The sequence below is a fragment of the Mesorhizobium sp. M0208 genome (assembly GCF_040322015.1).
GTDB lineage: Bacteria > Pseudomonadota > Alphaproteobacteria > Rhizobiales > Rhizobiaceae > Mesorhizobium.
Window position 1 is genome coordinate 1 of the sequence record NZ_JAMYSP010000075.1, and the last position, 8,527, is coordinate 8,527.

Sequence of the window (8,527 nt, forward strand, 5' to 3'; positions counted from 1 at the left end):
TCCTGCGACCGTTGAAACGCGGGCGACAACGGCCATTTCTAACGTAAGGACAAAAACGAACGATAATGCAACATTATCATTCGTTGTAGTCGCGCGACGGGCGCAGCGCTTTTTGCCCATTTACGTTGCCAAAAGCGCCGCCATGATTCATCGTACTTTCGATGATTCTGCGTCCCAAACCCTCTCCGCGCCACCACGCCACGCTTGTCGGCCACCCTTCGACGGCGCCGATGGCAACGGTGCCGGCCTGGCTGCGCCGCGCCATCGCCGATGCGCAAGGCCACGGGAAGAGGCGTAGGGCTAAATGCCCTTGAGGACGTCGCGCTCACCGCCGGCGCCGCCATCTGCGCGCTCGATGCGGTGGTGCGCCGGCAGGAGCGGTGGGCCGGCGCGCCTAGCGGCAACGGCTGGCGCTTTCGGCGGCGGCGGCGACGGCGAAACGCGCCGGCCGGGTCGAAGACGCAGCGGCGCTGCGCAACGCGCCGCTGCTCACCCGTCCCGGCGACGATTTCGGGCCGGCCGGCCGTATGCTGCTGGTCTGGCGCAAGCTGGCTTCGCGTCCGGTCGCGACTTTGGTCGGCGGAGCGGCGCTGCGGGACGCGGGCGCGGTTCTTTGGGGATTCATCGATGAGGAGGCGGCAGGGCGGCTCAGCGACGGGATCAAGGGTCTTGCTGGCGCACACGGGAATGCGGTCGGTGTGGCCGCCGAGGTCATCGCCATGCTTGAACGCCATAGTCAGCGGGCCGCGCGTGACCTTGGGCCATGGCTGGCCGACGCACTGGCGCCGGCCGGCTCGGGTGGCCGCGCGCGGTCCCTTTCTTCGGCGCCTATCCTCCACCAGCAGCAGCCAGCGATCGATCGTCGCCAGCGGGACCAACGGCAGGTGCTGCTGGCATCCCGCGAACGGATTTTGCCGCCTATGCGCGGGCGGCGCTGCAGGCGGTGGACCTTGCGGCCGAGCTCGCCCGCCGCGCCGATCAACTGCTGGCTGCCGGGCCGAAGCTGCGGGCCAAAGGCTCGGATGCCGTCGTCGAGAAATTTGCTTTCCGACGACACGTCATCGCCTCACAAGAGATTGCCGGCATGAGCGATCGCGGTTGCGCCGCGTTCGACCGGCTGCTTGAGCTCGGGAACGTGCGCGAGTTGTCCGGCCTTCCGACGTATCTACGGGCTATGATCGATGGTGGAACCGACGGCGCACACGAGAAAAAAGAGATGTCCAGCGAATGCTGGTCCACCCCGAGCTCGACCACCTGCCGGCGGAGGTTCGCTGGCGCGAATGGATGCATCGCGTCGAGCCGACCATTTTTGCGGCCAGCGAACCCGTCTCGCGCGCGCATGGTCGGCAAGAGCTGCAATCTCGATCTGATCATCAATGACATCCGCGAGGAACTGCGTGGCCGCCCCACGACCAGGTCGCGGTCGCGGGGGTTTTCGGCATCTGACACGGCCGGCCTACGGCGATGCCATTTCGCGCGGCGTTGGGCACGACGAGCAGGGGCAAAAGGACCTTTCGCAGTTGGATGCGCTGGTGCTAATGTTGCATCGGCTATATCCAGCCGATCACCCGTGCGGAGTTGTCGAGCTTTTTTGGAGATTTCTCGCGACTGATCGACCATCTGCGCGGCTGCGGCTTCTTCATCGCCTCCGGTCCGCGCAGCCGAAGCCGGGTGCGCCCTACACCTATGTCACGACGAGGGCATTGCTGCCCGAGTTCGGCCCCGACACTTTGCGTGGACTGCCGGATTTCCAGGCGCTGAGGGCGCAGGTCTGCTGTCGAAAGAGAAGCTGCTTGCGCGCGACAAATTGCCGAGGTTCTTGTTCATGCGCGCGTTGACAAGGCTGTTGGCAGCGGATTGGCTGGAGAACTCCAGATCGGTCGACCCGACCAGTTCCGGCGGCAGTAGTTGACCATCGAACTCTTGTTCCTGGATCAGATAGGTATGCAGGTGCTCACCAATGCGAAGAGGCGCTTCAGCCTGAGACCCGGTAGCGGTTCCTCGCGTGCTCCGCCAATTGGTGAAGCATGGCTCTTACATCAATTCCACCCAGACATTCATCCTCAATTGAGCTGCCACCGAATACTCTTTCTGACAGCCGCTATGATTGGTGTGATAGCCAACTTCTGGACAAACTGTATATGTCAAAAGCCGAGAACCCTGCTATCATCCCCACATTATGGAATCCATAGACTATTTGCTGCGACTCCAACGAATGGGCTTCAGCTTGTTTACCTACGGATCTGACCCCGATTTTATTTTGCAGGGCGGCCGCGCTGTGGCGATAGATTTCGATGACGCGTTTCTCGCTAACCAATGTCGCCGTTTCGGTCACAGTCTGCAGCCCCTCATGTCTAGGTCTTCCCAAATCGAAGTGAAAGACGCTACCAAGTATTTCGGCAGGATTAAGATCCTTGATCGTGCTCAACGGCGGCGGTCAGGCAGCGCGCCTTCTTGGGCACGTAGAGGTCTTCGAAATCGGCTATTCGTGGCGGCTATGAGAGCCTTACCGTGCTGCTCTCCCTCGTCGACCGCACCATCGCCAAGGCCGATTACAGGATGTCGAGAGTCTCCCTATATCGAGCGTGGGCTCAAAGCGGCGGCAAAAGCCGCCGAATGACGGCTGATAGCTTTTTATGGCTATAGCGGTGTCGAGATTCACAACGGTCGCTGAGATCGGTAAAGAGCAAGGGGAGACGATGCGCTACATACGTCCGCTTTCAATCGAAGATGCCGTTGGTCTGCTGGCCGGGTCGGTTGGCACGGCCGCCATCCTCGCGGGAGGCAGCGACCTTCTGGTCAGGATGAAGGGCGGTTTTGTCGAACCCGACCTGATCGTCGACATCAAGGCGATCGACGGCTTGAGCGAGATCCGGGAAACGGCTGAAGGCTTCAGCATCGGTGCCGCGGTCCCCTGCGCCGTCCTGGGAGAGAGCGCTGCCCTGAAGAAGGCCTGGCCCGGCGTCGTCGAGGCGGCCAAGCTGATCGGCTCGAAACAGGTACAGGGACGCTGCACAATTACCGGCAACCTCTGCAACGCCTCGCCGGCTGCCGACAGCGTGCCGGCGCTGGTGGCCGCCGGCGCCAGGGCATCGGTTGTCGGGCCGGCGGGCAGGCGCACGATTGCCGTGCAGAGCGTGCCGACCGGGCCGGGCAAGACGTCGCTGGCCAAAGGCGAGATCATCGAGGCGATCCTGCTCGACAAGCGCGCGCCGCGTTCGGGCGATGCCTATCTGCGTTTCATTCCACGCACCGAGATGGATATCGCGGTGGTCAGCGCCGGCGTGAACCTGACGCTCGACGAACACGGTGTCGTGAAATCGGCCCGCGTGGCACTGGGCGCCGTGGCGGCGACGGTGCTTCTGGTCGAAGAGGCCGCAGAGGTTCTCATCGGCTCCAAGCTGGACGAAGCGACGCTGGAGCGGCTGGCCAAGGTCTGCGCGGGGGCCTGTCGTCCCATCGACGACAAGCGCGGCACCGTCGAATTCAGAAGAAAGGTTGCGGGCGTGCTGGCCAAGCGGGCCGCCATGACCGCCTATGCAAGTGCAGGAGGCAAATGATGGCTGGTGTAGCAGTTTCGACCACAATCAACGGCGACCACGTCGAGTACCTTTGCCAGCCCGACGAGACGCTGCTGGACGTCCTGCGCGATCGGCTGGGACTGACGGGCGCCAAGGAAGGCTGCGGCACCGGCGACTGCGGCGCCTGCAGCATCATCCTCGACGACCGGCTGGTGTGCTCGTGCCTGGTGCTCGGCGCGGAGACCGAAGGACGGCGCGTCGAGACCATCGAGGGCATGGCGCATGGCGACACGCTGGATCCGCTGCAGCAGAAGTTCCTCGAGCACGCAGCACTGCAATGCGGCATCTGCACGCCGGGCTTCCTGATCGCGGCCAAGGACCTTTTGGCCAAGAACCCCGACCCGACCGAGGAGGAAATCCGCTTCGGCCTTGCCGGAAACCTCTGCCGCTGCACCGGCTACGACAAGATCGTGCGCGCCGTCCAGGACGCGGCCATCGTGATGAAGGGAGCCTGAGATGAATTTCGATCCACGTTTTTCCGGACGTAAATTCACCTCCGTCGGCACACGTCCGATCCGTCCCGACGGCATCGACAAGGTGACGGGCCGCGCCCGCTACGGCGCTGACTTCAACATGGCCGGCCAGTTGGTCGGGCGTGTTCTCAGAAGCCCGCTCGCCCACGCCAGGATCGTCAAGATCGACATTTCGAAGGCGGAAAAGCTCGCCGGCGTCAAGGCGGTGATCACCGCTGCCGACCTGCCGGACCTCACCGATGGCGATGCCGCCATGTACGACATCCTCGACAATTGCATGGCGCGCACGAAGGCGCTCTATGACGGCCACGCGGTGGCCGCGGTCGCCGCGATCGACGCCCGCACCGCCAGGCAGGCGCTGAAGCTCATCGAGGTCGAATACGAGGTGCTGGCGCATGTCACCGACGTCGACGAGGCGGCCAAGCACACGGCGCCGCTGATCAATGATGCCATCTTCACCGAGGGCCTTGAGGAAAAGCCGGTAAAACCCTCCAACGTCACCAAGCGCAGCCAGTTCGGCCATGGCGATGTCCATCAGGGTTTCGGGCACGCCGATGTCATCGTCGAGCGCTCCTTCAAGACCGAGCAGACGCACCAGGGCTATATCGAGCCGCATGCCTGCGTGGCGAATTTCAGCTCCGACGGCACCGCCGACCTCTGGGTCTGCACGCAAGGGCATTTCGTCTACCGCCAGCACTGCGCCCAACTGCTTGGCATAGAAGCCTCGAAGCTGCGCGTCACCTCGTCGGAGATCGGTGGCGGTTTCGGCGGCAAGACCCATGTCTGGGCCGAGCCGGTGGCGCTGGCGCTGTCGCGCAAGGCCGGACGGCCGGTGAAGCTCGTCATGACCCGCGACGAAGTGTTCCGCGCCTCGGGCCCGACGAGCGCCACCTCGATCGACGTGAAGATCGGCGCCCGCAAGGACGGCACCATCACCGCCGCCGAAGCGACGCTGCGCTATTCCTGCGGCCCCTATGCCGGCATGTGGGCCGAGATTGGCGCCATGACGGCGTTCGCCTGCTACAAGCTCGACAACGTCAAGACGGTCGGCTACGAAGTGCTGGTCAACCGACCGAAGACGGCGGCCTACCGCGCGCCTTCGGCGCCGATGGCGGCGTTTGCCGTGGAAAGTGCTGTCGACGAGCTGGCCAAGGGGATCGGCATGGATCCGGTCGAGTTCCGGATCAGGAACGCCGCCCAGGAAGGCACCAGATCGTCCTATGGCCCGGTCTACGGCCCGATCGGCATCGGGCCGACGCTCGAGGCGGCGAAGAACCATCCGCACATGAAGGCTCCGCTCGGCAAAAACCAGGGCCGTGGCATGGCTTGCGGCTTCTGGTTCAACTTCGGCGGCCAGACCTGCACCGACCTCAACATTGGCATGGATGGCTCGGTCTCGCTGGCCGTCGGCACCGTCGACGTCGGCGGTTCGCGCGCCTCGCTGTCACTGGTGGCGGCGGAGGAGCTCGGCATTGCCTATGAGCAGGTCAAGGCGATCGTCGCCGATACGTCCAGCCTCGGCTACAACGACATGACGGATGGCAGCCGCGGCACCTTCTCGTCTTCCATGGCGACGATCTCGGCCGCCCGCAACGCCATCAAGATCCTGCGGGACCGCTCCGCGCAGATGTGGGACATTTCCGTCGACGACGTGGTCTGGGAAAAAGGCCACGCGGTTGCCAAGGGCGAGAAGCACGGCAATCTCGGAAAGCTGTCGCTGAAGGAGATCGCGGTGGAGTCCGGCAAGACCGGTGGGCCGATTGCCGGCCACAGCGAACTCGTCGCCGACGGCGCCGGCGTCTCCTTCGCCACCCACATATGTGACATCGAGGTCGATCCCGAGACCGGCTCGACCAGGGTCATCCGCTACACGGTGATTCAGGATGCTGGCAAGGCGGTGCACCCGACCTATGTCGAGGGCCAGTACCAGGGCGGTGCAGCGCAAGGCATCGGCTGGGCGCTCAACGAGGAATACATCTACGGCAAGGACGGCCGGCTGCAGAACGCCGGCTTCCTCGACTACCGCATCCCGGTCTGCTCGGACCTGCCGATGATCGACACGCAGATCCTCGAAATCCCCAACCCCAACCATCCTTACGGGGTGCGCGGCGTCGGCGAAACCTCGATCGTGCCGCCGCTGGCGGCGATCGCCAATGCGGTGTCGAACGCAGCCGGCGTGCGCATGACGCACATCCCGATGTCACCGCCGCGCATCCTGGCGGCGATCGAGGCGGAACGGGGAGGCTGATGGTCGAAGTGACGCTCTGGGGATCGCTTGGTGCGGCCGCCGGAGGCAAGAACAAGGTCGAGATCGAGGCCAAGGACATAAGGGAGCTGTTGAGGAAGCTGGCTGAACAGTATCCCGGCCTCGAGCCCTTGATCGATCGCGGGATTGCGGTGGCGATCGACGGGACGATCTACAGGGATACGTGGTCGAAGGAACTGCCGAAAGGGGCGGAAATCTTCCTGCTGCCGAGGCTGGCGGGAGGATGAGTTGCAACGGCGTTGTCACGTTGTTTGAAAATGCGGCCGCGTGAGGCCGACACCGCGCTTTTCAGGCCGTGCACTCACGGCTTGCCACGCGGCCATTGTATTCGGCCCACATCTCATCAGTCACGTTCCCGCTGCTCACCACCCAATAGCCCCTCGTCGATAGGTGCTGGCCCGCCCCTTGTCTTGATACTTTTCTGAATCGAAATTTCGCGCAAGTCAGCCGTACGCAGGCAGGCGTTGCGGCACGAAGGTTTCGTTCAAGTGCTCCTTGAGGTTGGGCTGGCTGATCCTTCCGCTTGACTGCGGCAGCCTCAACCCCTTCAATCTGAATGGTCATCACCGCCCGACCGACCTGTGCATCATCTCACCCAGTTTCGCCAGATAAGTTTCGTTTTGAGCTGTCCATGGAAACGAGAAGTTAAGTGCAACGAAGTTTCGGAAGGAGGCCTCGATCGAGAAAATAGGACCAGGGAGAAAACTGAAGTCAGATTCTATCGCCTGAAGCAAAGCGCCAGTGGCATCGAAGGCGAGTGGCCCTCGCACCCAGCACATAAACCCGCCGGCGGGAGACGATACAACACACTCACTGGGAAAATGTTCTGCGATTAGCTCGAGGCCCCTTTGCATCCTCGCGGCAAGTGTGCCGCGCAATCGCCTCAAATGTCGGTCCTGACTACGGATCGCCAGAAACGTGGCGATCGCGCGCTGGACAATACCGTCACCGCTGTTCAGTCCGTGTGTATACTGGTGGGTCATCAAACGCCGTGTGTGGGTGCCGGCAATGATCCAACCCAATCCATACGCTGGCGGGAGCGAGGCCATAAAACTCCCGAATTGCACCACGATATCGGACGGATCGTGTTGTTTGAACGAAGGCTGTCTGTTGCCACGGTAATTCAGGTCGCTGAACATGTCATTTTCGAGGATAAGCACTTGGTGTTGGCGAGCAATTTCCACAACACGGCGCATAGTTTGCTCGGAATAAGTCACGCCTGTGGGATAGTGATGGGAGCCCATAAGCAATGCCACGCGAACGGAATTCGAGCGGACAAGATGCAGGAATTGTTCGGGATTGATGCCAGAGCGCGGGTGGGAATAAATTTCCACCACTGAGAGGCTCTTGCGGTTCAATCCAGCCAGCATTGGAAAATAAGAAGGACTTTCGACAAGGATTACGTCTCCTGGCTTGGTAAATGCATTGAGGCACATGTCGAAGCACGACATGCCGGTGTTGCCGACGATTATTTCCCCTTGTGCGACGACGCATCCTCGCTTTGAGACGCGGCGCGAAATTTCATGTCGCAACTGCATGTCGCCTTGTGGTGAATCGCACCCAATAAGCCTGGTCTCGCCTTGCCGCAAGAGCTGGCGCAACAGGCGGTCTATCTCGCTCCGGTCGAATAAGTCCGGACTTGGGTAGAAGCTGCCGAATGGGCCAAGTTCATTTGAATAGCAAATGTGCAGCAAAGCCTCAGGCAGATTTTTAACAGTCTCTCCATCGCCATCGTGACTCCCTGAGCCTGTCGCTGGCGCCGGCAAACCCATGACATAGAAGCCCGACCGGGGCCGAGCCTCGCAAACAGCCTCAGCCTCCAAGAGCTCGTATGCATGATGAACTGTCATCGGGCTGTACCCCGTATCCTCGCTTAACTGCCGCACAGACGGCAGGCGATCACCGACCCTCAGCGTCCCGGTGCGAATGCGGCGCTTGATGAGGTCAACGACAAATTCGTAGCGGCGCATCGCCGACGTCTGGGGACCATCGGTCATAGGATTTGAGTTCCGATCGCAACTGGTATCTGCTTTGTCTGCACAAGAAAGCCGTTCACCTTTAGACAAATAATGGGTCTTGGCGGCCAGATCGTTGCATAACCTAAGCCTCCTGCAACACGTGAACCCATCCATATTTATCCTTTCTGACCGTTAAAATGCACAAAAGCCACCAATTCCGCGGAGCACAGTTTGTCGCGAGGATGCGCT

Annotated in this window: 6 protein-coding genes and 2 pseudogenes; 7 read left to right on the forward strand and 1 reads right to left on the reverse strand. The window is 61.9% G+C overall.

Annotation, left to right across the window (positions count from 1 at the left end):
- Positions 1 to 407 precede the first annotated feature (407 nt).
- The 7 genes and pseudogenes from NKJ17_RS32910 to NKJ17_RS32945 form a co-directional block, all read left to right on the forward strand.
- Positions 408 to 719: pseudogene (locus tag NKJ17_RS32910) on the forward strand (DUF1403 family protein); the annotation flags it as partial.
- A 44-nt stretch (positions 720 to 763) separates the two neighbouring features.
- Positions 764 to 1,105 (forward strand): annotated as a pseudogene (locus NKJ17_RS32915) (DUF1403 family protein); the annotation flags it as partial.
- Positions 1,106 to 1,227: 122 nt separating this feature from the next.
- Positions 1,228 to 1,380, forward strand: coding sequence for a hypothetical protein (locus NKJ17_RS34195; RefSeq protein ID WP_502906595.1), 153 nt, complete (start codon positions 1,228 to 1,230; stop codon positions 1,378 to 1,380).
- 1,319 nt (positions 1,381 to 2,699) lie between these two features.
- Positions 2,700 to 3,560 carry an FAD binding domain-containing protein gene (locus NKJ17_RS32930; RefSeq protein ID WP_352691860.1) on the forward strand — a complete coding sequence of 287 codons (861 nt, stop codon included), beginning with the start codon at positions 2,700 to 2,702 and terminating at the stop codon, positions 3,558 to 3,560.
- The gene (locus NKJ17_RS32935; protein ID WP_352691861.1) at positions 3,560 to 4,036 is read left to right on the forward strand and encodes a (2Fe-2S)-binding protein; all 477 of its coding nucleotides are present in this window, start codon (positions 3,560 to 3,562) and stop codon (positions 4,034 to 4,036) included. Before NKJ17_RS32930 ends, NKJ17_RS32935 begins: the two co-directional genes overlap by 1 nt.
- Position 4,037: 1 nt before the next feature.
- Positions 4,038 to 6,302, forward strand: coding sequence for a xanthine dehydrogenase family protein molybdopterin-binding subunit (locus NKJ17_RS32940; RefSeq protein WP_352691863.1), 2,265 nt, complete (start codon positions 4,038 to 4,040; stop codon positions 6,300 to 6,302).
- Positions 6,302 to 6,547, forward strand: a complete 246-nt coding sequence (locus NKJ17_RS32945; RefSeq protein ID WP_352691864.1) for a MoaD/ThiS family protein — start codon at positions 6,302 to 6,304, stop codon at positions 6,545 to 6,547. The genes NKJ17_RS32940 and NKJ17_RS32945 overlap by 1 nt, the downstream gene beginning before the upstream one ends.
- A gap of 336 nt (positions 6,548 to 6,883) precedes the next feature.
- On the opposite strand, the gene NKJ17_RS32950 is transcribed toward NKJ17_RS32945, so the two are convergent.
- Positions 6,884 to 8,317: an aminotransferase-like domain-containing protein gene (locus NKJ17_RS32950; RefSeq protein ID WP_352691866.1), complete on the reverse strand. Its 1,434-nt coding sequence runs from the start codon at positions 8,315 to 8,317 to the stop codon at positions 6,884 to 6,886.
- Positions 8,318 to 8,527 lie beyond the last annotated feature (210 nt).

Excerpts from the sequence above, each read along its gene's own strand:
- NKJ17_RS34195 (WP_502906595.1), top strand. The coding sequence starts at position 1,228 with ATGCTGGTCCACCCCGAGCTCGACCACCTGCCGGCGGAGGTTCGCTGG.
- NKJ17_RS32930 (WP_352691860.1), top strand. The coding sequence starts at position 2,700 with ATGCGCTACATACGTCCGCTTTCAATCGAAGATGCCGTTGGTCTGCTG.
- NKJ17_RS32935 (WP_352691861.1), top strand. The coding sequence starts at position 3,560 with ATGGCTGGTGTAGCAGTTTCGACCACAATCAACGGCGACCACGTCGAG.
- NKJ17_RS32940 (WP_352691863.1), top strand. The coding sequence starts at position 4,038 with ATGAATTTCGATCCACGTTTTTCCGGACGTAAATTCACCTCCGTCGGC.
- NKJ17_RS32945 (WP_352691864.1), top strand. The coding sequence starts at position 6,302 with ATGGTCGAAGTGACGCTCTGGGGATCGCTTGGTGCGGCCGCCGGAGGC.
- NKJ17_RS32950 (WP_352691866.1), bottom strand. The coding sequence starts at position 8,317 with ATGACCGATGGTCCCCAGACGTCGGCGATGCGCCGCTACGAATTTGTC.